The sequence below is a fragment of the Allobosea sp. WAO genome (genome assembly GCF_001509835.1).
Taxonomy (GTDB): domain Bacteria; phylum Pseudomonadota; class Alphaproteobacteria; order Rhizobiales; family Beijerinckiaceae; genus Allobosea.
Genome location: NZ_JXTJ01000009.1, coordinates 142654 through 166626 on the forward strand (window position 1 = coordinate 142654; position 23973 = coordinate 166626).

General features: G+C 65.5%; 18 protein-coding genes. 9 read left to right on the forward strand and 9 right to left on the reverse strand.

The features are described 5' to 3' along the window. Nucleotide 1 precedes the first annotated feature (1 nt). The 9 genes from DK26_RS19080 to DK26_RS19125 all read right to left on the reverse strand — a co-directional run bounded on the left by DK26_RS19080 (nt 2) and on the right by DK26_RS19125 (nt 8656). Entirely contained in the window at nt 2-1048 is a 1047-nt protein-coding gene (locus tag DK26_RS19080) for an LLM class flavin-dependent oxidoreductase (RefSeq protein ID WP_066475795.1), read from the reverse strand. A 3-nt stretch (nt 1049-1051) separates the two neighbouring features. Then, nucleotides 1052-1987: an ABC transporter substrate-binding protein gene (locus DK26_RS19085; protein ID WP_066475842.1), complete on the reverse strand. Its 936-nt coding sequence runs from the start codon at nt 1985-1987 to the stop codon at nt 1052-1054. Nucleotides 1988-2048: 61 nt separating this feature from the next. Continuing rightward, nucleotides 2049-2981: an ABC transporter substrate-binding protein gene (locus DK26_RS19090; RefSeq protein WP_066475797.1), complete on the reverse strand. Its 933-nt coding sequence runs from the start codon at nt 2979-2981 to the stop codon at nt 2049-2051. 25 nt (nt 2982-3006) lie between these two features. Continuing rightward, nucleotides 3007-4797, reverse strand: a complete 1791-nt coding sequence (locus tag DK26_RS29905; RefSeq protein ID WP_083533364.1) for an amino acid ABC transporter permease/ATP-binding protein — start codon at nt 4795-4797, stop codon at nt 3007-3009. A gap of 40 nt (nt 4798-4837) precedes the next feature. Beyond that, nucleotides 4838-5371, reverse strand: a complete 534-nt coding sequence (locus DK26_RS19105) for a GNAT family N-acetyltransferase (protein WP_066475801.1) — start codon at nt 5369-5371, stop codon at nt 4838-4840. 48 nt (nt 5372-5419) lie between these two features. Then, nucleotides 5420-6760 (reverse strand): LLM class flavin-dependent oxidoreductase, encoded by a 1341-nt coding sequence (locus DK26_RS19110; RefSeq protein ID WP_066475803.1) that lies wholly within the window; start codon nt 6758-6760, stop codon nt 5420-5422. A gap of 17 nt (nt 6761-6777) precedes the next feature. Then, entirely contained in the window at nt 6778-7782 is a 1005-nt protein-coding gene (locus tag DK26_RS19115) for an MsnO8 family LLM class oxidoreductase (RefSeq protein WP_066475805.1), read from the reverse strand. Nucleotides 7783-7797: 15 nt separating this feature from the next. Then, complete coding sequence (locus tag DK26_RS19120) at nt 7798-8436, reverse strand: flavin reductase family protein (RefSeq protein ID WP_083533366.1); 639 nt, start codon at nt 8434-8436, stop codon at nt 7798-7800. Between the two features lie 16 nt (nt 8437-8452). Then, complete coding sequence (locus tag DK26_RS19125) at nt 8453-8656, reverse strand: hypothetical protein (protein ID WP_066475810.1); 204 nt, start codon at nt 8654-8656, stop codon at nt 8453-8455. A gap of 208 nt (nt 8657-8864) precedes the next feature. On the opposite strand from DK26_RS19125, the gene DK26_RS19130 reads away from it, so the two are divergent. The 9 genes from DK26_RS19130 to DK26_RS19170 all read left to right on the forward strand — a co-directional run. Beyond that, a complete protein-coding gene (locus tag DK26_RS19130) occupies nt 8865-9236 on the forward strand; it encodes a hypothetical protein (RefSeq protein WP_157089727.1) in 372 nt (123 codons plus the stop codon). Nucleotides 9237-9447: 211 nt separating this feature from the next. Next, nucleotides 9448-10359: an ABC transporter substrate-binding protein gene (locus DK26_RS19135; protein ID WP_248310030.1), complete on the forward strand. Its 912-nt coding sequence runs from the start codon at nt 9448-9450 to the stop codon at nt 10357-10359. Between the two features lie 20 nt (nt 10360-10379). Next, entirely contained in the window at nt 10380-11240 is an 861-nt protein-coding gene (locus DK26_RS19140; RefSeq protein WP_066475814.1) for an ABC transporter permease, read from the forward strand. Continuing rightward, nucleotides 11237-11980, forward strand: coding sequence for an ABC transporter ATP-binding protein (locus DK26_RS19145; RefSeq protein WP_066475815.1), 744 nt, complete (start codon nt 11237-11239; stop codon nt 11978-11980). Before DK26_RS19140 ends, DK26_RS19145 begins: the two co-directional genes overlap by 4 nt. A 24-nt stretch (nt 11981-12004) precedes the next feature. Further along, nucleotides 12005-13354 (forward strand): LLM class flavin-dependent oxidoreductase, encoded by a 1350-nt coding sequence (locus tag DK26_RS19150; RefSeq protein WP_066475816.1) that lies wholly within the window; start codon nt 12005-12007, stop codon nt 13352-13354. A gap of 204 nt (nt 13355-13558) precedes the next feature. Beyond that, nucleotides 13559-15001: an aldehyde dehydrogenase family protein gene (locus DK26_RS19155; RefSeq protein ID WP_066475817.1), complete on the forward strand. Its 1443-nt coding sequence runs from the start codon at nt 13559-13561 to the stop codon at nt 14999-15001. 355 nt (nt 15002-15356) lie between these two features. Then, complete coding sequence (locus DK26_RS19160) at nt 15357-16475, forward strand: D-alanyl-D-alanine carboxypeptidase family protein (protein WP_066475819.1); 1119 nt, start codon at nt 15357-15359, stop codon at nt 16473-16475. Nucleotides 16476-16648: 173 nt separating this feature from the next. Next, a complete protein-coding gene (locus tag DK26_RS19165) occupies nt 16649-19081 on the forward strand; it encodes a penicillin-binding protein 1A (protein ID WP_066475821.1) in 2433 nt (810 codons plus the stop codon). Nucleotides 19082-20022: 941 nt separating this feature from the next. Then, nucleotides 20023-23973 (forward strand): VCBS domain-containing protein (locus tag DK26_RS19170; protein ID WP_198162372.1); only part of this gene is annotated, 3951 nt, incomplete at its 3' end.

Sequence of the window (23973 nt, forward strand, 5' to 3'; positions counted from 1 at the left end):
TTCAGGCAACAGCGGGGCGTTGTACAGGATCTCCACCGAGCTGCCAGCCGAGCCTGGGTGCAACCAGGCGGACGAAGTCGCCGAGAATCTGGCGATAGTCCTCGGCCGCGAAGTTGTAGGGCAGTTCGAGCCGCAAGGTATCGACCAGCGGCAGCACCGGGTCAGCAGCGAGGCGGTCGGCGATCTCGTCAGCCGTACCGACGAGATCGGGCGTGAACAGCGTACGGCGCTCGCCCTGCGGTGCCAGCGTGCGCTGGTGACGGCCGGCAGCATATTCGCGATAGCGCCGGCGCATTACGGGATCGGCCCCGTCGAGCGGTACGATCACCCGCCCGACCGCGATGTTCGGCTCGCTCTCGCCACGCCAGTTCGTGCGGAATGTCTCGATGTGGCGCTTCTGCGTGGCAAAGAAATCGTCGCTCTCCTCGCCGGTGTTGAGATTGCCGACGAGCAGGTGGAAGCCGTTCTCGGCGGCCCAGCGCACCGAACGCTGCGAACCAGCGCCATACCAGAGCCGCTGCCTCAGCCCCGGTGCATGCGGCCTCAGCCGCGGCCGGTGCTCGCCGGCGGCGGAAGTGATCCGCGTCTCGGGCTCGCCGAGCCAGTCGCCTTCGATGTTGGCGGCGAGCCGCGCGACCCGCGCATGGGAGAAATCGAGAGCGGCGGAATCGCCGTCGAAGAAGCGTTCGCCGAGCAGCTTGCCGAAGGGCGGCGGGCCGGCGCTGAGCCCGACATTGAGCCGTCCACCTGAGAGGACGTCGACCAGCGAGAGGTCTTCTGCCAGTCGGAACGGATTCTCGTAGCCCATCTGGATCACGGCGGTGCCGAGCCCAATCCTTTTGGTGCGCTGCGTCGCGGCGGCAAGGAAGGTCGCGGCGGAGGAGACGCCGGGCTCGAGATGGCGCTGGCGCACCCAGGCACTGTCGAAGCCGAGTGCCTCGCCATGCTCGAACAGGGCGAGCGTCTGTTCGAGGCCGGCGCGCGGATTGGCGTCGTCGTAATTGCCCGGCGTCAGAAAGGCGAGGCGGCGGATCGCTAGTTTGGTCATGGCTCAGTACTTCGGCAGGCCGGGCGGATTTGTCTCGGAGCGGTCGAGCGCCTCCTCCTCGAGTTGCCAGCGCGCCAGCGACTGGCGGAACTTGCCGTTGGCGATCAGGTTGTTGGTCGCGATGGTCAGCGCATCGACGAGGCCGCTGCCCTTGCGTGTGGTGATCGCGACGTCCGACTTCAGCGGCCAGCCGGCGCTGAGCGTGCCGATGCGTTTGATATCCTTGTCGCGCGCCGCGATGAAGACGAGTTGCGCATGCGGCTGGACGATCGCGTCGACCCGCCCCGAGCGCAGGGCGACGAGGCGCCCTGCCTCGTCGTCGAAGAGCTGCAACTCGATCGGCTTCAGCCCCGCGGCGACGTTCTGCTTGCTCCACTCGACGAGGATGCGCTCCTGATTGGTGCCGCCGCCGACGCTGATGCTGAGGCCCGCCGCGTCCTTCGGTTCTCGGATGGCTGCGACATTGCTGTCCGCCCTGACGAAGAAGCCGTGCAGCCCCTGCCGATAGGTCGAGAAGTCGAACTTCTCCTTGCGCTGCTCGGTGACGCCGACATTGGAGATCACCGCGTCATACTTTCCCGAGGCGAGGCCGAGCGGCCAGTCGGCCCAGGCGATCGGCAGCAGGTTGAGCTTGAGGCCAAGGCTGTCGGCGATCAGCAGGGCGAAATCGGCATCGGCGCCGACCACGGTCTTGGCGTCCGTAGCATAGGTGGCGAGCGGTGGCCCGCCCGGGCTGACTGCGACCGTCAGCACGCCTGGCTCGACGAACTTGAAGCCCTTCGGGATCGCGGCGATCGCGTCCGGCTGCTTGTCCGCCCGGACGCGGCCGGGCTGTTCCGGGCCGAGGTCGAAAGGTGCCTGGGCAAGCGCCGAGGCCGAGAGCAGGCCGAATGCTGCAAGTCCAAAGGCGAGCGCCCGCAGGTCGCACCGTCTGATCATCTTCATCTCCATAAGTCGGTGATCAGGGCGCAGCCCGTCGGGTGCGGCGCCCTGTCTGCAATCACTTCTTCGGCAGGCCGGGCGGGTTGGTGCGGGATTCCGTGATCGCCTCGGCCGCGAGATTCCAGCGCGCCAGCGCCTTGGCGTAGTTGCCGTTCCTGATCTGGCCGTTGAGCGCGTGGGTGATCGCGTCGGCGAGGCCTGCACCCTTGTTGGTCGTCACCGCGATTTCGGCGAGCACCGGCCAGCCGCCCGAGAAATTGCCGGCGAGGCGGGTCTTGTTTTCCTGAGCCGCCTTGAAGCTCAGAAGGGCGTTCGGGCCGAGATAGGCGTCGGCCCGCCCGGTCTCCAGCGCGAGATAGAGCACGACATCGTCGTCATAATACTGGATCTCGGCCGGCTTCAGCCCGTCCTTCACGTTCTGCTCGTTCCAGCGCAGCAGGATCTGCTCCTGATTGGTGCCGGAACCGACGATCACCTTGAGGCCCGCAATGTCGCGGGGATCGCGGATCTGAATCTCGTTGTCCTTCTTCACATAGAAGCCGAGCAGGTCCTTGCGATAGGTCGAGAAGTCGAACTTCTCCTTGCGCTGCTCGGTGACGGTGATGTTGGAGATCGCCGCATCGTATTTGCCGGAGGCGACGCCGAGCGGCCAGTCGGCCCAGGAAACCGAGACGATCTCGAGCTTGCGGCCGAGCGCGTCGGCGACGAGCTGAGCGATGTCGGGCTCGGAGCCGATCACCGTCCTGGTGTCGGTGGCATAGCCGCCGAAAGGCAGGCGGCCGGTGGCATTAGCGACGGTGAGCACGCCGTCCTTCACGAACTTGGCGTTCTTGTCGATCAGCTTGATCGCCTCCTCGTCGCGCGTTCCGCGCGGCCGGCCGGGCTGCTCGGGCGAAAGATCGATCGCCTGCTGGGCGAGGCCGAACGAGGGGAGAAGCGCGCTCGCCGAGGCGGCGCCGAGCAGGGCTAGCGTGTTGCGTCGGTTGATCATGGTCTGGCTCCTTTGGGATGGTCGGTCAGAGGACTTTGGCGAGGAATTCGCGGGTGCGGGGATGGTCGGGCTCGCCGAGCACGCGGGAGGGCGGACCGAATTCGAGGACGCGGCCGGCCTCCATGAAGACCACCTCGTCGGCGACCTCGCGGGCGAAGCCGATCTCGTGGGTGACGATCACCAGCGTCGTGCCGGAACGGGCGAGCTCCTTGATGACGTCGAGCACTTCGTTGACGAGCTCCGGATCGAGCGCCGAGGTCGGCTCGTCGAAGAGCAGGACCTTGGGCTTAAGGGCGAGCGCTCGGGCTATGGCGACGCGCTGCTGCTGGCCGCCGGAGAGCTGGCGCGGATAGGCGTCGGCCTTTTCGGCGAGGCCGACCCGGGCGAGCAGTTCGCGGGCTTCGGCCAAGGCCTGCTCGCGGCTGACACCGCGCACCGAAAGCGGCGCCTCGATGATGTTCTCGATCGCGGTCAGATGCGGGAACAGGTTGAAGCTCTGGAACACCATGCCGACATCGACGCGGCGCTTCAGGATCTCGCGTTCCTTGAGCTCGTAGAGTGTATCGCCGTCCTGGCGGTAGCCGATCAGCTCGCCGTCGATGGCGATGAAGCCGGCATCGACCCGTTCGAGATGGTTGATCGAGCGCAGCAGGGTCGACTTGCCGGAGCCGGACTGGCCGATGATCGCGGTGACGCTGCCGGGGCGGAGCGCCAGGCTGACATCGTCGAGCACTTTCAATGGGCCAAAGCTCTTCGAGACGTTGCTGATCCGGATCTCGCCGCCGGAACGAGGCGACAGGCTCGCCAGCGAAGCGGGGGCCGAAGTCGTCCGCGCCGGCGCCTCGGCGTGGCGGATCGCGGCGGCATTGCGCGAGCGGCCGAGGCGGGCGAGCGCCTGTGCGATCAGCGAGGGCGGCGCATTGCGCAGCGCGCCGCGCGCATAATAGCGCTCGATATGGTGCTGGACGAAGGACAGCACGCTGAGGATGACGAGGTACCAGACCGTCGCCACCATCAGCAGCGGGATCACCTCGAGATTGCGCCGGTAGATGATCTGGATCGTATAGAACAGCTCCGGCAGGGCGAGGATGTAGACCTGCGAGGTGCCCTTCGCGAGCAGGATGATCTCGTTGAAGCCGTTGGGCAGGATCGTCCGCATCGCCTGCGGCAGCACGATCCGCGTGAACTGCCGGCTGCGCGGCAGGCCGAGCGCCGCGGCTGCTTCATGCTGGCCCTGGTCGACGGAGAGGATGCCGCCGCGAACGATCTCCGACGAGAAGGCCGCCGCATGCAAGGTCAGGCCGAGTACCGCGGCGAAGAAGGGCGTGATCAGCTGCGTCGTCGACCAGGAGGCGAAGGTGATCCCGGTGAAGGGAACGCCGAGCCAGATCGTCGAATAGAGATAGCCGAGATTGTTGAGGATCAGCAGCAGCACGATCAGCGGGATCGAGCGGAACAGCCAGACATAGGCCCAGGACAGCGAGGCCAGCAGCGGCGAGCCGGAGACGCGGGCGAGGGCGAGTCCGGTGCCGAGCAGGAAGCCGAATACCGTGCCGAACAGGGTCAGCAGCAGGGTCCGGCCCAACCCCGCGAGCACCGGTTCGGAGAAGAACCATTCGGCGAAGACGTCCCAGCCCCAGCGCGGATTGGAGAGGATCGAGTTCAGGATCGCGAAGATCACGACGACCGCGAAGGCGGTGCCGATGGTGCGCGCCGGATAGCGCGCCGGCACGATCCGGAAGCGGCTGAAATCGCGTGTCGGCGGCGTGCTGCGGGCGTGCGTCGGCAGGCCCGCCAGGTCACTGGCGAGAGTCATGGCTGGAACTCGTTCCTTGAATGCTTGGGGCGCGGCGCGGTCAGGCGGCGCTGAGCGGCAGTTGCTCTGCTGGTGTCAGCGGCGGATGGTTCGCGACGGCGAGGTCTTTCTCGAAGGCGAGCTTCTTGTAGATCTCGGGATCGACGGCGGGGTCGAAGAGCGGCGTGTAACCGCTGTTGAGATAAAGGTCCCTGGCCTCGGGCTGGCGGAAACCGGTGGTCAGGAAGATCTTGCCATAGCCCTGCCGCACGGCCTGCGCTTCCAATTCCTCGACGACGCGGCGGGCCAGCCCCTGGCGGCGGAAGGCGGTGTCGGTCCACACCCGCTTCAGCTCGGCCGTCTGCTCGTCATAGCGCTTGAAGGCGCCGCCGGCGATGGCGCGGCCCTCGCGCAGCACCAGGACGAAATTACCTTCCGGCGGCGCGAACAGGGAGGCCGGATAACGGCTCATCTCGGCGCCCGGCGGCTCGCCGAAATAGCTGCCGTAGCGGGTTGCGTACTCCCAGGTCAGCTGCTCGACCAGAGGCTGGGCGAGCGGATCCAGCGGGGTGGTGTAGAAGAATGCGTCTGCCATCGGACGGCCTTTCGGATCGGGGATCTGTGGTCGATCTGCGGGCGGCGCTCAGCCGGCCTTGCGCGGCAGGAGCGCTGACTGGGCGGCATGCCGGCTCTCCCGGCGCGGCAGGCCGAGATGGTCGCGCAGCGTCCGGCCCGACAGGTCGCGGCTGTAGACGCCGCGCGCTTCGAGCACGGGGATGACGAGATCGACGAAGTCGTCGAGCCCCTGACCGAGTACCGGGAAACCGAGGATGAAACCGTCGGCCGCCTGCTTCTCGACGCGTTCGATCAGCGTGTCCGCGACCTCTTGCGCCGTGCCGATCAGCTCGCTACGAGGCGTCGCCGCTTCCAGGGCCGCCTCGCGCAGGCTCTGGCCCTTCAGCGCCGCATTGCGCTTGATCCGGTCCGTGGTCGAGCGGAAGCTGTTCTTGCCGATCTCGCCGAGCTCCGGGAAGGGCGCATCGAGCGGATAGGCGCTGAAATCATGATGGTCGAAATAGCGCCCGAGATAGGCGAGGGCGTCCTCGATCGAGATCAGGTCGCGGATCGCCTGGTACTTGTCCTCGGCTTCCTGCCGGGTTCGGCCGACGATCGGCCCGGCGCTCGGGAAGATCTTCACATCGCCGGCCAGCCGGCCATGTGCGACCGCGCTGGTCTTGATGCTGCGATAGAAGGCCTGTCCTTCCTCCAGCGAGACATGGTTGGCGAAGACCGCATCGGCGTGGCGGCCGGCGAGGCCGATGCCGGCATCGGAGGCGCCCGCCTGGAAGATCACCGGCTGGCCCTGCGGCGAGCGCTGGATGTTGAGCGGGCCTTCGACCTGGAAGAAACGCCCCTTATGGCCGAGCGTGTGCAGCTTCTCCCGGTCGAAGAAGCGGCCGCTCTCGCGCTCGCGCGGAAAGGCGTCGTCGTCCCAGGAATCCCAGAGCCCCTTGGCGATTTCGAGATGCTCATGTGCGATCTCGTAGCGCAGCGAGTGCTCGGGATGCGGGCGGCTGTAATTGCGTCCGGAGCCCTCCAGCGGCGAGGTGACGGCATTCCAGCCCGCACGCCCGCCCGAGATCAGGTCGAGCGAGGCGAATTGCCGGGCGATCGTGAACGGGTCGCTATAGGAGGTCGAGACCGTGCCGACGAGGCCGAGCTTGCTGGTCGCCGTCGCCAGTGCCGAGAGGATGGTCAGCGGCTCGAAGCGGTTGAGGAAATGCGGGATCGACTTTTCGTTGATGTAGAGCCCGTCGGCGACGAAGGCGAAAGCGATTCCGTTCTCCTCGGCCTTGCGCGCGTTGCGGATGAAGAAGTCGAGATTGACGCTGGCATCGGCCGGGTTGCTGGGATGGCGCCAGGCATTCATGTGGCTGCCGGCGCCCTGCAGCATCAGGCCGAAGGTGAGACGGGTCTTGCTCATGGGAAACTCCTGTCGGCTCAGGCGGCGAGCGCCGGCGCGTCGCCTGCGAGCAGCGTGATCGAGGCGAGGCGCTGGGCCGTCGCGGCGGCGGGCGTGTCGATGACGAATTCGGCGATGCCGAAGCGCGCGGAGAGCGCATCGAGCTCGCGGCGGACCTCGTCCGCGCTACCCGCCAGGATGCTGGGGCGGCGTACTTCCGTGCTGTAGGAAGCCGCTCCCGCCTGCCGGGCGAATTCGACGGCCTGTTCCTCGCTGCCGAGGTTGACGCTCTGGCCATTGTCCAAGGTCAGCCTGATCACGCGCAGCGGCTCGGTCAGGGCCCGCGCCTCCTCGGCGGAGGCGGCGGCGAGCGCGGCGAGCGCCAGGAGCGGCGGCGCCTGGGCGCCGGCCTTCGCATGCGCCTCGAAGCTGGCCTCGATCGCCTTCGGATCGCCGTTGAGCTGACCGGCGAAGACGAAGCTCCAGCCGCGCTCGACGGCGAGCCTGGCACTGTCGGGGCTGGCGCCGAGCAGGAAGCGCTCGGCCGGCGCCGGCGGCTTCGGCAGCGCTTGCGCACCGGCGAGCGGATCGTCCGCGTCACGCGAGCCCGAGAGAAAGCTGTCGAGCTCTGCCAGCAACGCCTCGAAGGCGTATGCGTGCTCCGGGGCGTGCTGGACGCGCAAGGCCTTGGTCGAGAGAGGCAGGCCGCCCGGAGCCTTGCCGATGCCGAGATCGACGCGGCCCGGTGCGAGCGTGGCGAGCAGGTTGAAGGTCTCGGCGACCTTGTAGGGGCTGTAATGCTGCAGCAGCACGCCGCCGGAGCCGACCCGGATGCGCCTGGTGCGGGCGATCAGATGCGCGACCAGGATTTCGGGCGCCGAACTGGCGAGGCCGGGAAAGCCGTGATGCTCGGCGAGCCAGAAGCGGCGATAGCCGAGGCGTTCGGCGGCCTGCGCCAGCGCGATCGTGCGCTGCAGGGCGTCGCCGGCGGTCTCGCCGTCGAGGATCGGGCTCTTGTCGAGCAGGCTGAGGGCATAGCTCATGATGGTCCCAACCCCTCAGAGGCTGCGCAGGCCGAGAGCCGTGCTGGCCTCCTCGGCCATCCAGCCGAGGCGCTCATAGTCGCCGCGCCAGTACAGGAGCGCGGCGTCCTCGCCGCCGAGCCTGATCTCGCGGACACGGCCGATGACGATGGCGTGTGAGTGCCGCTCGATCAGCTCCTCGACTTCGCAGTCGAGCGCCGCGAGCGCGCCATCGAGCAGCGGAGCGCCGGTTGGTCCCGTCGACCAGCTCGCGCCGGCATAGCGCGCCGCGCCTTTCTCGCCGCCGCGACCGGCGAAACGGTCGGCGATCTGCTTTTGCGCGGCGTTGAGGAAGTTGACCGCGAAGCTGCGATGCCGCGCCAGCACCGGGAAGCTCGACGAGGTCAGGTTCAGGCCGAACATCAGCGTCGGCGGCTCGGCGGAGAGCGAGGATACCGAGGTCGCGGTGAGGCCGGTCCGGTCCTCGCCGCGGCCCGTGGTGATGACGCTGACGCCCCCGGCGAGATGGCGCAGCGCCGCGCGAAACGCCGCGATATCCTCGCGCGCCACAGCCGGTCCTGCCGTGATCCTGGCGACGCGGGCGCCGCCTCGGCTGCGCAGCGCCGGGGCCGGCTCGGCCGAGGACGCCTTGGTGACAAGCGGTACGATCGTCATCGACAACCTCGTGGGATCAGGCGGTAAGGCGGGCGGCGGGGCGGCGGCGCGTGGCGCTCTGCCCGATGGCGGCGCGATAGGCCTCGGCGATCGAGCCGAAATGACGCCCGTCGAGGGCATCGAAAGTCGGACGCGAAGAGAAGAAGCGAAAATCGGAGCCGGAGCCGACGACGAGTCCGGCGGCCCGACCGCGAACCTCGATGAGAACAGTCTGGGACATGCTGCCTCCTTCGCCGGAAAGCCGGCGTTGCAGAGTTCTGAAATTGGCGTGAAGTATCCGATGCGTCAGTTGCGCGAGACGGTGCTCAGCGACATCGGGTTGCGCCGATTGGCGGCGTTTCAATAAGAATAAGAGATCGTATCATAAGCGTGACTCCGTCATTCGGAGCCCACGATTCTCTCGTGGTGCTTTTAGCGTTGATGACGCGGTGCAAGCTGCTCCAGCAAATTCCGCGATCAAGCGAAACGATTATCGCTCGATACTGTCATTCTTTCCGGCCAATGCCGTCCGGTCAATGAAAGAGGATTTCAAAGATTTGGCGCCTGGGAGGCAGAAACGCCTCCTGAGCACCGTGCCGGTGGCAGAATTCCGTCGCGCCTTTGCGGTGCCGGCTCGCATGGGCGGGGAGCCGCTGCCGAACACGCAGGATGGGTTGCTGCGAGCGACGCCAGGCCGACCGGGCGAGCGGCTTTTTGGGCAGAATGCGGCAAACGAGCCCTTTTTTCTCGCTTCCCCGGAGTGGGCGAAAACGTTCTTCGGCCTTGTTGTGTTAATTAAAAAGAACATTCGTTTGACTTGAAGAACGTTCCTTTTCCAGAATTTAGCGAGATCGGCGCGTTGCCACGGCCAATGCCCAGAATTCGCGAAAGGTGCGAGCGATGACCCATACGAGCGATTTCCCGAGTTTCTTCAGACCCGACCGGCGTGCATCGTTGAAGGTCCTTCTTGTTCTGCCGCTGCTTGTCTCTTCTTTCGGTTTCGTCCGCGCGCAAAGCACTCTGCCGACGCAGGTGCCGACGGGCACGAAACTCGTCGTCGCCGACCAGAACGAGGCGCTGCAGACGCTGATGCAGGCATCCGGTGCCCAGGCGAAACTGTCGAGCGCTGTCAGCTACGCCAACTTCCTCGGCGGCCCGGCCATTCTGGAAGCCTTCCGCGCCGGCGCGCTCGATCTTGCCACTGTCGGCAACACGCCGCCGATCCAGGCGCATGCCGCTGGCGAGCAGATCCCGATCGTCGCGGCGCGCGTCTCTTCCGAGACCGATTACTTTCTCGCCTTGCGGCCGGGGCTCAAGCTGAGCAGCCTAGAGGAGCTGAAGGGCCGCAGCATCGCCTATGGCGAGGGCACCGGGCGCCAGCCCTTCGTGCTGAACGCACTGAAACTCGCCGGGCTGACCCGCAGGGACGTCAAGCTCGTGCCGCTCAGGGCCGCCGACTTTCCGGACGCCGTACGGACCGGCCAGGTCGACGTCGCGGCGCTGAACGAGCCGCATTTCTCCCGCTATCTCGCCGACTTCGCCGATCGCGGCGCGAGCGCGCTCCCGAAGGAGCAGAACGACCGGCTGCCGAAGAGCCTGACCTATCTCTACGCCAGCAAGAAGGCGTTGGACGACCCGGCGAAGGCCGGGGCGATCCGCGAATTCGTCGCCGCCTGGATCGACGCCAACCGCTGGTCGCACCGCAATGTCGATGCCTGGGTCGATGCCTATTACGTCAAGCGCCAGAACCTGAAGCATGCCGACGGCCGCAAGATCGTCGAGTCCGAGGGCGCCTTCGAGTTTCCTCTCCTCGCCAGCCTGATCGCCAAGCAGCAATCGCTGATCGACGTGATCCACGAGGCCGGCGACCTGCCGAAGCGCCTCGATGCCCGCCAGGAATTCGATCTGCGCTTCGACGACGTCATCGCCAGCAAGACCAACTGAGCGCGCTCGGGAGATTTCGCATGACGCTCTTCGACCATGCACTCGATGCTCAGGCCCTGATCGGCAGCCGGGCAAGGGAAGCCCCTGCCAGGGCTGCCGCTCGGCCGCCGCGCCTCGCTCCGGGAAAACTGCCGCCGGGCGCCATCCTCTTCGGCCCGCTCGCGCTGGTCGCGATATGGGAGCTGGCGTCAGCTGTCGGCTGGCTTTCGCCGAGATTTCTCGCGGCCCCTTCGACCGCCATCGTCACCGGTTACGAGCTGCTGGTGGGCGGCACGCTCGCCGATCACTTCCTTGCCTCGGCGTTCCGCGCCTATCTCGGGCTCGGCATCGGGGTTGCGCTCGGTCTCGCCTTGGCGCTCGCCGCTGGGCTCTCCCGCATCGGCGAGGCCTCGATCGACGGCCTCGTGCAGATCAAGCGCGCCATCCCGACCCTGGCGCTGATCCCGCTCGCCATTCTCTGGCTCGGCATCGGCGAAGCCATGAAGATCGCGCTGATCGCGACCAGCGTGCTGGTGCCGGTCTACATCAACACCCATGCCGCGCTGCGCGGCATCGACATCCGCCATGTCGAGCTCGCCCGCAGCGTCGGCCTGAGCCGCGCCGACTTCTTGCGCGAGGTGGCGCTGCCCGGCGCGCTGCCGGGCTTCTTTACCGGTTTGCGCCTCGCGGTGACGACCTGCTGGACCGCGCTCGTCGTGCTCGAGCAGATCAACACCAGCGAGGGCATCGGCTATCTGATGAACCGCGCCCGCGACTATGGCCAGACCGACATCATCGTCGTCGGGCTGGCGATCTACGCGATCCTCGGCCTCGCCTCCGACTTCGCGGTCCGGTCCTGGGAGCGGCGCACCCTGTCCTATCGCAAGGCGCTGGCGTCATGACCGCGGCGATCCACCCCTTCCGGCAAAGCACGGGTGCGGATGCAGCGGTTAGGCTACGCGGCGTCTCGCGGCGCTTCTCCGGCCGCACCGTGCTGGGCGAGGTGTCGCTCGATTTTGCGCCCGGCGAGTTCGTCGCGCTGATCGGCAAGAGCGGCTCGGGCAAGAGCACGCTGCTGCGGGCGCTCGCCGGCCTCGATGACGGCGTCGAAGGCGAAGGCACGATCGAGGTGCCGGCCGATCGCTCGGTGCTCTTCCAGGACTCCCGCCTGCTGCCCTGGAAGACCGTACTGCAGAATGCGGTCTTCGGCCTGCGGCTGCCGGATGCGGATCGGCGCGGGCGCGCCGCGCTCGCCGATGTCGGCCTCTCGGGGCGCGAGGATGCCTGGCCGAACGCGCTGTCCGGCGGCGAGCAGCAGCGCGTCGCCCTGGCGCGCTCGCTGGTCAGGCAGCCCCGGCTGCTGCTCGCCGACGAACCCTTCGGCGCGCTCGATGCACTGACCCGCATCCGCATGCACGAGCTGGTCTTCCGGCTGATCGGCCAGCACGGACCCATGGTCCTGCTCGTCACCCATGACGTCGACGAGGCGATCAAGCTGGCCGACCGGGTGCTCGTGATGGAGGACGGCCGCATCGTCCTCGACCGGCAGGTCGGACTGCCGCATCCGCGCCCCAGGGACGGCCGCGTCGATGCGTTGCGTGCCGATCTTCTCGCCGCGCTCGGCGTCGTCGACGCCGTCTGATCCTCATCTCAGGAGATTTTGCCCATGACGCGCGAACTGCATCTGAACCTCTTCATCAACGGCCGTGGCCATCACGAAGCCGCCTGGCGGCACGATGCCTCGACCTACCGGGCGCTGACGGATGTCAGCTATTACCGCGACCTTGCGCTCGCAGCCGAAGCGGCCAAGCTCGATTCGATCTTCTTCGCCGACCATGTGACCCTCGGCGAGGATATCGAGCATGCGACGCGCGGCGAGCTCGAGCCGTTGACGCTGCTCGGTTCGCTCGCGGCGCTGACCGAGCGCATCGGCCTGATCGCCACGGCATCGACAACCTATAGCGAGCCCTACAATCTCGCCCGGCAGTTCGCTTCGCTCGACCATCTCAGCGGCGGGCGGATCGGCTGGAACATCGTGACCTCCTGGGCGCCATCCGCCGCCGCCAATTTCGGCCTTGAGCAGCAGGCCGGCATCGACCAGCGCTATGCCCGCGCCAACGAGTTCGTCGAGGTCGTCTCGAAGCTTTGGGACAGCTGGGCCCGCGACGCTATCCTCGACGATCGGGCGAGCGGCTCCTATGCGCGCTCACAGGGCATCAGGCCGGCAGCGCACAGCGGCGCATTCTTCAAGGTGGCCGGTGCGCTCAACATTCCGCGCTCGCCGCAGGGTCGGCCGGTCTTCGTCCAGGCCGGCTCCTCCACCGATGGGCGCGCCTTCGCCGCCCGCTATGCGGAGGCGATCTTCACCGCCCATCTCAGCAAGGAGAGCGCGACCACCTTCTACAACGACATCAAGACGCAAGGGCGCGCGCTCGGGCGCCGCGCTGATCAGATCGTCATCCTGCCCGGCATCAGCGCCGCGATTGGCTCGACCGAAGCCGAGGCGAAGCGCGTCTGGGAAGAGCTGAACGAGCTCTCGCATCCCAGCGTCGGACTGGCGCGCCTGTCCAACCGCTTCGGCGGGCACGATTTCTCGCATCTGAAGCTCGATCAGGTGCTCTCGGTCGAGGATTTTCCGGACCCGTCTCAGGTCCAGGCCTCGCGCAGCCGGGCGCAGTCGATCACTGCGCTGGTCGCGCGCGACCGGCCGACCCTGCGCGGCCTGCTGCATAGCCTCGCCGGCGCGCGCGGGCACTTCACCGCGACCGGGACGCCGGAGCAGATCGCCGACATCATCGCCGACTGGTTCACCTCGGGCGCGTCCGACGGCTTCAACGTGATGCCGCCGATCCTGCCGCAGCAGTTCGATATCTTCGCCGGTGAGGTCGTGCCCTTGCTGCGCAAGCGCGGGCTGTTCCGCAGCGAGTATCGCGACGGCACCTTGCGCGACCGTCTCGGCCTCGACCCGGTGCCCAGCCAGTTCGATCCGGCCGAGCCGGTTCAGCGCTCCGCCTAGGTCCGGCTCCAGACATGAGAGAGAGATAGGGACCGTTTTGCCGATCGGCTTGCAGAGCAAGCTGATCGGAGCGGGCTCTCGAGGGGTGCAGCGGGCTCCGGCAATGCGCCGGGCTCATGCAGCAGGGCCGCACGCTGCAAGCCCATTTCCTGATCGAGCTGCTAGTCTGGGGTTCGAGAACGGTCGAAATCCCGGAGGATACGCATGCTCGAGAAGAAGCAGTTCTACATTGACGGCGCCTGGGTGGCGCCTGCGGCGCAGCGCGAGCTGGAGGTGGTCGACCCCTCGACCGGCCAGGCCTATGCCGCCATCGCGATCGGCGATGCGAGCGACGCCGACCGGGCGGTCGCGGCCGCCAAGCGCGCCTTCGAGAGCTGGTCGCGGACCGAGCCGTCCGAGCGCCTGAAGCTGGTCGAGCGCCTGCTCGAGATCTACAAGCGCCGTGCGCCGGAGATGGCGCAGACGATCAGCCAGGAGATGGGCGCGCCCATCGACATGGCTCTCGCAAGCCAGGTCGGCGCCGGCGCCTATCACATCACCAACTTCATCAACGCTTTCAAAGATTTCCAGTTCCTGCGCCCGCTCGGTCCGCACGCCCCCAATGACCGCATCCAGATGGATGCGATCGGCGTCGTCGGCCTGATTACGCCGTGGAACTGGCCGATGAACCAGGTGACGCTCAAGGTGGTTCCGGCCCTGCTCGCCGGCTGCACCATGGTCCTCAAGCCGTCCGAGATCGCGCCGCTCTCCTCGATGCTGTTCGCCGAATACATCGACGAGGCCGGCTTCCCGAAGGGCGTGTTCAATCTCGTCAATGGCGACGGCGCCGGCGTCGGCACGCATCTGTCGTCGCATCCGGACATCGAGATGATCAGCTTCACCGGCTCGACCAGGGCCGGCGTCGCGATCTCCAAGGTCGCGGCCGAAAGCCTCAAACGCGTCGTGCTCGAACTCGGCGGCAAGGGCGCCAACATCGTCTTCGCCGATGCCGAGCCGGGCACTGTGAAGCGTGGCGTGCTGCACTGCTTCAACAACACCGGGCAGAGCTGCAATGCCCCGACCCGCATGCTGGTCGAGCGCTCGATTTATGACCGCGCCGTCGAGGAGGCCAAGGCGGTCGCCGAGCAGGTCGTGGTCGACACCGCGCACAAGCCCGGCAAGCATATCGGCCCGCTCGCTTCGGAAGCGCAGTTCCGCAAGGTCCAGGACCTGATCCAGAAGGGCATCGACGAGGGGGCGCGGCTGGTTACCGGCGGCGTCGGACGGCCCAACGGGCAGAACCAGGGCTATTTCGTTCGCCCGACGGTCTTCGCCGACGTGAACAACCAGATGACCATCGCGCGCGAAGAAATCTTCGGCCCAGTGCTGTCGATCATTCCCTTCGACAGCGAGGAGCAAGCGATCGCGATCGCGAACGACACGCCCTACGGCCTGACGAATTATGTCCAGTCGGCGGATGGCGAGAAGCGCAACCGCGTCGCCTCGCGCCTGAAGTCAGGCATGGTCGAGATGAACGGCAATTCGCGCGGGCCGGGCGCGCCTTTCGGCGGCGTCAAGGCGTCGGGCCGCGCCCGCGAGGGCGGCGTCTGGGGTATCGAGGAGTTCCTTGAGCCCAAGGCGATCTCCGGCTGGGCACCGCAGGGCTAGAAGGTCTGCTGATCGAACGGCATCCCCCGTTATGCGGGGGATGCCCACCAGGTCCCGCTGCCCGTTTCGTCCGCGCGCCCGGCATGGTCGGGCGGTGGTGAGTTGTACAAGGCCCGCCGGCATCAAGGCTGACGTCTGACGACAGGGCGTCGCGAATCCGCTCGCTTCGGCAAGGCGTGCTGTTGCGCGAAAGCAACAGATGTGGCGGGGTCTCTGTGTGGCGAGAGCTGCTTCATCAAGCGGCCGCAATTCGGCGTTCAGTGTCACAATCGATCAAGCAGTTTGAAGGTTACGGCCCTGCCGCAGGGATAGTAATCGGATTTCTGGTGCGCCGCGCGAGCTTGATCTTCGCCATATGCTGCTTTTCCGCTTGCGGGAGGCGGCGTCTATCGAGAATTTCGGTACTGAATTGTTTCGTCGTCTAATTTCTGTTCGCAATGCTGTTGCCGGCCTTCTGATTGCGACCGCCTCTTCCGCGCAAGCGACGCCATCCCTCCTCGTCGATGCCGGCAGTCTCCAGGTTCTTCGGTCGAAGGATGCCGGGCGCGCTTGGTATCCGGCCTCGACCACCAAGCTGATGACGGCCTTCGTCGCCTTCGAGCAGTTGCGAGCCGGGCGCATCGCGCTCCAGCACGACATTGCCTTTTCCCGGCAGGCTCTCGCCCGAGAGTCGGTGCAGTCGGGGTTGGCGCCCGGCAGCGTGATGTCGCTCGAGGATGCGCTTTATGCGATGCTGGCGGTGTCGGCCAACGAGGCAGCGGCTGCGATCGCCGAGACGCTCGCCGGCAACGAGGCCGATTTCGTCGCGATGATGAACGATGCCGCCCGGCGGCTGGGCATGACCGGCACGCATTTCGTCAATCCGGACGGTCTCTTCGACCGCAGGCAGGTCACCACGGCGAGGGACCTGGCTCTTCTCGGGGTCGCGATCGACCGGAGCTTCCCGGAATATCTGCGCTTCTTCGACCGCTCCGAAGTCAGCATCGATGGGCGCTTGCTGAAGTCGAGCGATGAGGTCATCAGGCGCTTTCCTGGTGCGATCGGGCTGAAGACTGGCTTCGTCTGCGCATCAGGGCGAAATCTCGTCTCCCTTGCGGTCCGCGGCGAACGACGGCTGGTCGCGGTCGTGCTGGGCGCGACGACGGAGAAGGAGCGCAGCGAGCGCATCGCCCAGCTCTTGCAGTTCGGATTTGAAAAGCCGGACGCAGGCAATCGCCCGGCCCTGCGCACGTTGCAGAACCAGAAGGCCTCCAAGCCCGAGGACCTGCGCACCAGGCTCTGCGGTCCGCAGGCGGCAGCCTATGAGCGGCGGCAGCGAAAACTCTACCCGATGGGGCATGCCGGGCAGGCGAGTTTCCTGGGTGCGCTCACTGCTCCCAAGACTTGGAAGATTCGCACGCGCAGCGCGTCGGTGGTGACGTCCTCGTCCTCGCCCAGTCCGGCACCGCGTCCCTCCGCACTGCGGGCGCAGTGAAAACAGGCCGGCCGTAAAAGGCGGCTGTGAGCGCGCTCCGGCCGCGAGTTTGATGTTCGGGTAGCTGTTGGCTTCGATTTCGAGAGAAGGCATTCGAAAAGCCGTAATATAAAACTTAGTAAATATAATATACTTAAATTTATGCCATATTGTATGGTCATCAAAGTCGCATCATGCGCTTTATTCTTCGTTCGATGGCTGAGATTGTCTCGGCCTTGTCTGTTTTTATGCTGTCTGGAGCTGCGGCCGCTGGAATTGTAGTCTGGAGTTATTCGAGTGATCTGCCGGGTTTCGGGAAATTGCAGGATTATGAGCCTCCGGTGACTTCGCGTGTCCACGCCGGAGATGGCCGCCTCATCGGCGAGTTCGCCCGCGAGTGGCGGCTCTATCTGCCGATCTCCGCAGTGCCCCAGAATGTGATCGAGGCCTATATCTCGGCCGAGGACAAGAATTTCTACCGGCATGGCGGGGTCGACCTCGCAGGCCTGGCCCGGGCCGCGCTCTCGAACCTGCGTAATGCCGGCTCCGGGCGAAGGCCGCAGGGGGCCTCGACGATCACGCAGCAGGTCGCCAAAAACTTCCTGGTCGGAACGGAGGCCAGCCTCGAGCGCAAGATCCGCGAGACGCTCGTCGCCCTGCGGATCGAGGGGGCATATTCCAAGGACAAGATCCTGGAGCTCTACCTGAATTCGATCTACCTGGGCGCGCCGACGCCGGGGCGCGGAAGCTATGGTATCGCGGCGGCGGCGCTGAACTATTTCAACAAGTCCGTGAACGAACTTGAATTGCGGGAGGCGGCCTATCTCGCAGCCCTGCCGAAGGCGCCGACGGACCTGCACCCCTTCCGCAATCGCGAACGCGCGATCGAGCGACGCAACTATGTCATCGATCGCATGGTGGAGAATGGGTATGTCGAGCGCGAGGTTGGCGAGGAGGCCAAGCGACAATCTCTCGGCGTGACCCCTTACGCGGTTTCGCCGAACAATATCGCGGCCGGCTATTTCGTCGAGGAGATCCGGCGCGAAGTCCAGGATCGCTATGGCGAGAAGAAGGTCGTCGAAGGCGGGCTCTCGATCCGCGCCACCGTCGACCCCGAGCTTCAGCTCATGGCGCGCAAAGCCCTCGTGGACGGGCTGGTGCGTTATGACGAGCCGCGCGGCTGGCGCGGGCCGGTGCGGAAGCTGGATCTGGGCGAAGGCGATTGGGGAGAGGTCTTGGGCGCACTCAAGGTCCTCGGTGACGTTGCGCCATGGCGACTGGGCGTCGTACTGAAAATTGCCGGCGATTCAGCCCGCATCGGGCTACATCCTCTGCTCGATGCCGCCGGGAACCTGCGCGCCGAGCGCCGTATCGTCACCCTGGCCCGGGATGGCATCCGCTGGACCCGGCGCGCGCGCGTCTCGCAGCTGCTTTCGGTCGGCGATGTCGTCTATGTCGAGCCTCTCGCCAGTGACCCTGCCCGGGTCCGCCTGCGGCAAATCCCCGAGATCAACGGCGCGATCGTGGCGATGGAGCCCTTTTCTGGCCGCGTTCTCGCAATGGTCGGTGGATTCTCTCACGATCAGTCCGAGTTCAATCGCGCCACCCAGGCGCTTCGCCAGCCGGGATCGGTTTTCAAGCCCTTCGTCTACGCGGCGGCGCTCGACAATGGCTATACGCCGACGAGCCTCATCCTGGATGAGCCGGTCTCGATCGATCAGGGGGGCGGTCTCGGCGTCTGGCGGCCAAAAAATGCCGGACGAGCCGGCGGCTCCGGGCCGCAGACGCTGCGCAACGGCATCCAGCGCTCGAAGAACTTCATGACGGTGCGCCTCGCGAAGGACATCGGCATGCCCCTGGTCGGCCAGTATGCGCGGCGCTTCGGCGTCTACGACGACATGCCCTTCGTGCTCTCCGGCGCTTTGGGGGCGGTGGAGACGACCGTGATGCGCATGACGGCCGCCTACGCCATGCTGGTGAACGGTGGCAAGCGCATCCGCCCGACGCTGATCGATCGGATTCAGGACAGATACGGGAAGACCATCTTCCGGCATGATCGCCGCACATGTCCGGCCTGCGAGGCTGCGCGTTGGCAGGAGCAGGCGGAGCCGCGGCTGACGGACCACAGCGAGCAGGTCATCGATCCGCTGACGGCCTATCAGATGGTCTCCATCCTCGAAGGTACGGTGCGGGCCGGCACGGCGCGTGTCGTGCACTCGGTCGGCAAGCCCCTGGGCGGGAAGACCGGCACGACAAACGGTGCGAAGGACCTCTGGTTCATAGGCTTCTCGCCGGACCTCGCGGTTGGGGTCTATATCGGTCATGATCATCCGGCCCCTCTCGGCGCGTCGGCCTGGGGTAGCCGTTATGCAGCGCCGATCTTCCGCGATTTCATGAGCGCGGCCCTGCGCGACAAGCCTGCCGTCCCGTTTCGGATACCACCCGGGACCAAGCTGATCCGCGTCGATCCCCTCTCCGGTCTGCGCACGAGCGAGGGCGGCATCCTCGAGGCCTTCAAGCCGGGCACCGCACCGGCCGATCCGGCCGTTCCGCGCTTCTCCGAGGATCTGCCAGCGGAGCAGCAGGATCGCGCGGCGCTGACCACCGGCTCAGGAGGGCTGTACTGAGTCCGGCGGCAGCCGAGAGGCATTGCGCGGCGGCCGGCGCCGCGTCCGCACCCGGAGGGTTCGCGCTCTGGCTATCCTAAGCGCCTTTGGCCTGACTGGCGTGGCCAGTCAGTGTCCGGGCCCGCCATGCTGGGCATCGGCAGCGTTCGCAGTCGCTCCCATGCCGATCAGGTCGGGAGCAGGATGGTCATGCGGGCTGTGGCGGCGAAGCCTTGCATCCGCAAGCACGAAGGTCAGCTCGCTTTGCGCCTCGATCGGGGGCGAGGGGTGTTCCCATCTGCGCGGCGCAGTTGCCGGGCTACCTGCCATGTGCTGCGAGCGCACCAGAGGATCGCGCTCGACACGCTTGCGCCAAACCGTTCCGTTGTCCCGCGCCGGGATGTTCTGCCCGAAGCGGCCGTGATGACGCGTTTGCGAAGATTGAGAGGCAGGCTGTCGGCCACAAAACCGGCAGGTGGCTTGAAACGGAAGGCCTGCCCTTGCGGGATCGCAACGATTCAGATCAGCCGGATAAACAATTTAAAAGATGTCTTCGGGTTCGTAAACTGACGTAAATTAAGCGTTATTTTTAGTATTGATATTGCGATTATTGTTGATATAGATTCTGCCTCGGGGGCTGCTCAAGCTTATGAATTTGCCTCTTGCCGAATGCCGAATCTGTGCTTGAGGTGAGAGAATTTTCTCAGTTTGCTGCAGGTTGAGTGGTGCTTGACGCTTACGCGAGCGCCGGATTATGCGATGCGCGTTTAAGGTATATAATATAAAAGGGGCCGGTCATGTCCATTATAACCAAGCTGGTTGACATTGGTGAAGTTTTCACCGGATCTGGGTTGACGTGGTTTCGTCCTCAGCGATCAGTTTGGAATGGGGATCCAGTTTATATTGATCAATATAGCGCGTCGGGAGGCTATAATCCATCTGGCCCTAATGCCGTTAATCTTGTGCTTCAGGGTGAGGACAGGTTTGGCGATGTTTCAAAGTATCAAGTCCCGATCGCGTCGTATACGACAGGCCTGAGTGTCAACAACGTAGAGATCAGCGACAAGGCCGTTGCGCTGTTGTCGTCGCCGATTCAGGGGCTCGCCAATGGTGGGGCGATCTGGGTGACGCCGACTGCCGGGTCCCCCGGGGCGTTCGACATCAAGTTCAGGACATTCTCGTTCCAGCCCAGCGCGATTGCGCGCGATACCGGGTTCCCTGATACCTACAATCTCGGCAACGAGGTGACGCTTAAGTCGGGCATCGCGAACTACAGCAGCCTCGACTATGACTGGATCACGCCCGCCAGCGGGCCGGTTCTGGTCCTCGGATATACGACACGTGCGGCCGGCGCGACGACGCAGGACGTCTACTACCAGGCGTTCAATGGCCAGGGGCAGGCGCTTGGGCCCAGCGCGCTCGTCGCTTCCGGCATGCGCGCTGGCGGCGCCATCGCGATGACGGATAACGGAACGAGTTTCTTCGTCGCGAAAGAGGTGATCAACGGCGGCGTCGTTTCGATCGAGGTGCGCAGTTTCACGCCCGCGACAGGCGCGCTGGGGGCGGCGACGATGATCGCGACGAGCTTCACCAGCCTGTTCAGTATGGCGTTTCAACCTCAGGCCGACGGAAGTTTCGACATCCTCCTGGATGGCCTGATTGCCGGCAATCAGCATGTTCTCGGCGTCTATCAAGCCGATGCATCCTTCAATGTCTCCGCTGCTCCGGTGACGATCGCGCTGGCATCGCCGAACGGCGTTCGCCAGAACGTCCAGCGGATGGCCAATGATTCGCTGGTGGTGGCCTACACCGATGCGGGCCAGGTGCATTTGGCTGTTTTCGACGCGGCAGGGGCGCTGATCGATAATACGGTCGTGCCCGGCATCACCAATTTCGATCGGATTCGCGGTCTCGGCCAGAACCAGTTCGAGCTGGTCTGGCGGGAGACCGTCGCCGGCAACGAGAATACGGTGAAGGGCGCCATCTATGACGTCAATACGAGCGGCCGAGTCGTCGATCAGTCGAGTTCGATGACGCCCGTCTGGCAGCTCGGCAGCCATTTCGACGATGCTCTGACTGGCGGCACGGCCAACGACATCTTCAAGGGCTACGGCGGGAACGACACGATCAACGGTGGGCTTGGCCAGGACATGGCCAAGTATACCGGCAACAAGGCGGATTATACGCTCGCACGTAATCTGAACGGTTCGTGGACGGTGACCGATACGCGGGGCGGGTCTCCCGATGGTGTCGATACGCTCCAGAGCATCGAGCTCGTCGATTTCGCCGATGGCCAGAAGCAGCTGATCTCGGCGCAGGCGACGGAGTTGACCAAGCTGGGCGCCGTTTTCCTAGATGGCGCGGGCGCGCCCATCACGGGCGTGGTTTGGGGGCGTGCGCATCGTGGGAGCTGGAACGGCGACGTCGTCCTCATCGACAGCTACGCCTCCAGCGCCGGCTATGTGTCAGGCGGTCCGAACCCCCAGACGCTGGTCGTGGCCGGGCAGGACAAATTCGGCGATCTCGACAAGACTGTCGTCATTGCGAACTTCACCAGTGGCAAGACGGTCAACAACGCTGAAGTGCTGGACAAGGGCGTCATTTTCTACAGGCAGGCCTCGTCGAGTGCGCCTGCCGAGGGCACGGCGTTCTGGGTGACGCCGACGGCCGGCGCCCCGGCCGGAACCTTCGACATCAAGTTGCAGGCCCTGAGTTTCACGGCCGGCAAGCTCGCCTATGACACCGGCAGCCCCAGCGTCACGCTGGTGGGAAGCCCGACCACGCTGGTCTCCGGCATTGCCAACTATCAGTTCACCGACTGGAATTCGGCCGCCGACGGAACGGTCGTGATCGGCTATTCGACGCGCGCTGCCGGGGCGTCGACCCAGGATTTCTGGTATACCACCGTCAATACGGCGACAGGGACGGCCGCCTTCACGCCGAAGAAGGTCGCGACGGTGTCGGCTTCCAGCTATGCCGCCATGTCGGCATCCGGGAACCTGTTCACCTTCATCAGCGAGGATAACAGCGGCGCGGCGGCGCTGCTGAAGTTCCAGAATTTTGATGCGACGACGGGCACGCTCGGATCCGTCGTCGGTTTGGTCAACCCTGGCAATCTCGCGGATATCTATAATTCCTCGGACTTCGTTCAGTCCGACGGTTCACGGCTGTTCGTCGTCGAGGGGATACAGCTCGGCACCGGGAACCACGTCCTCCAGACCTTCACCGTCAACTCGCTGAACATTCCCACCGGGACGCCGGTGACGACGATGCTGACGGCGGGCCAGACGCTCGGCCGCTTGCAGCATCAGCTGCTCGGGAACGGGCTGAATGTGGTCGGGTACACCGACAACAATCAGGTCCATCTCTCGCTGTTCGATCAGTTTGGAAACCTGATCAGCGACACGATCGTGCCGGGGATCACGAACTTCGACCGTCTTCGCAGCCTCGGCCAGAACCAGGTCGAGCTGATCTGGCGGGAGACCGTTTCGGGTGTCGAGAACGTCGTCAAAGCCGCGATCTTCGACGGCAACGATGGCGGGCGCTTCGTCAATGCAGCCGGCTCGACCAGTGCGCAATGGCTGCTCGGCAGCCACTTCGCCGACACGCTGACGGCTGGTACGGCCAACGACATCTTCAAGGGCTACGCCGGCAACGACAGCATCGACGGTGGAGGTGGCGTCAACCAGTCCAAGTACACCGGCAACGTCTCCGACTACACCATCGTTCAGAACATCGACGGCTCCTGGACCGTCACCGATACGCGTGGTGGATCCCCTGACGGCGTCGACACCTTGCGGAACATCCAGGTGCTCGACTTCGCGGATCGCGCGGTCACGCTCGGGTTGGCCGCCAACGCCGACACCGGCGCTACGATCGCGGGTATCGCGTCGGGGAACGTCTTGACGAATGATGCGCGCCCCGTGGGTGACGTGTTGGTCGTTCGCTCCGTCAACGGAGCAACCGCAGGTGTCGGGGCCGCGGTCGTCGGCACATACGGAACGCTGACCCTGAATGCGAATGGCAGCTACAGCTACACGGCATCCGGCGCGGCAGGGGCAACCGGGTCGCATCTCCACGACGTATTCACCTATGTTGTGACCGATTCCACGGTTGCAGCCGTTTTCGGAGCGACCGCTGCTTCCTCTACGGCGACGCTGGATATCACCTTGAATCGGGCGGCGGTGGTGAACGCCTCGTCGTTTACCCCGACACATCGCAGCGTGTCGGTGGTGTCGAGCGCGCTCTTCAGCGCAGTCGACGCCGATGGCGATACCATCACGAAGTATCAGTTGTGGGACGACACGACGGCGTCGACGAGCGGGTACTGGACCTTGTCCGGCACGGCTCAGCCAGCCCTGCAGAGCATCGAGGTGACTGCTGCCAATCTCGCCAACCTGCGATGGACGGTTGGTTCGACGGCTGACGCGGTTTCCATTCGGGCGTTCGATGGTTTCGAATGGGGAGCGTGGAAGAGCTTTGTCATCAACCCGGCACCGGAGAGCGCGCCGGTGGTTGCAGCCTCGAATTACACGCCGTCGCACGGCGCCGTGACGGTGCTGGCCTCGACGCTGTTCAGCGCGACCGATGCGGATGGCGACACGATCACGAAATACCGTCTGTGGGACGGCACGTCGGACGCTTCGAGCGGTCGCTGGAAGGTGAACGGCGTCGAGAAGGCGGCGGGCGAGACCTTCGAGATCACGGCGGCTGATCTGGCGAACACGGTCTGGACGGCGGGAGCGGTAAGCGACGCCGTGTCGGTCCAGGCCTTCGACGGCGTGGCGTGGAGTGCCTGGAAGAGCTTCACGATCGCGCCGCCGCCGAATGTGGCTCCGGTGGTTGCGGCCTCAAACTATTCGCCGGGGCACAGCGCCGTGACGACGCAGGCCTCGGCGCTGTTCAGCGCGACC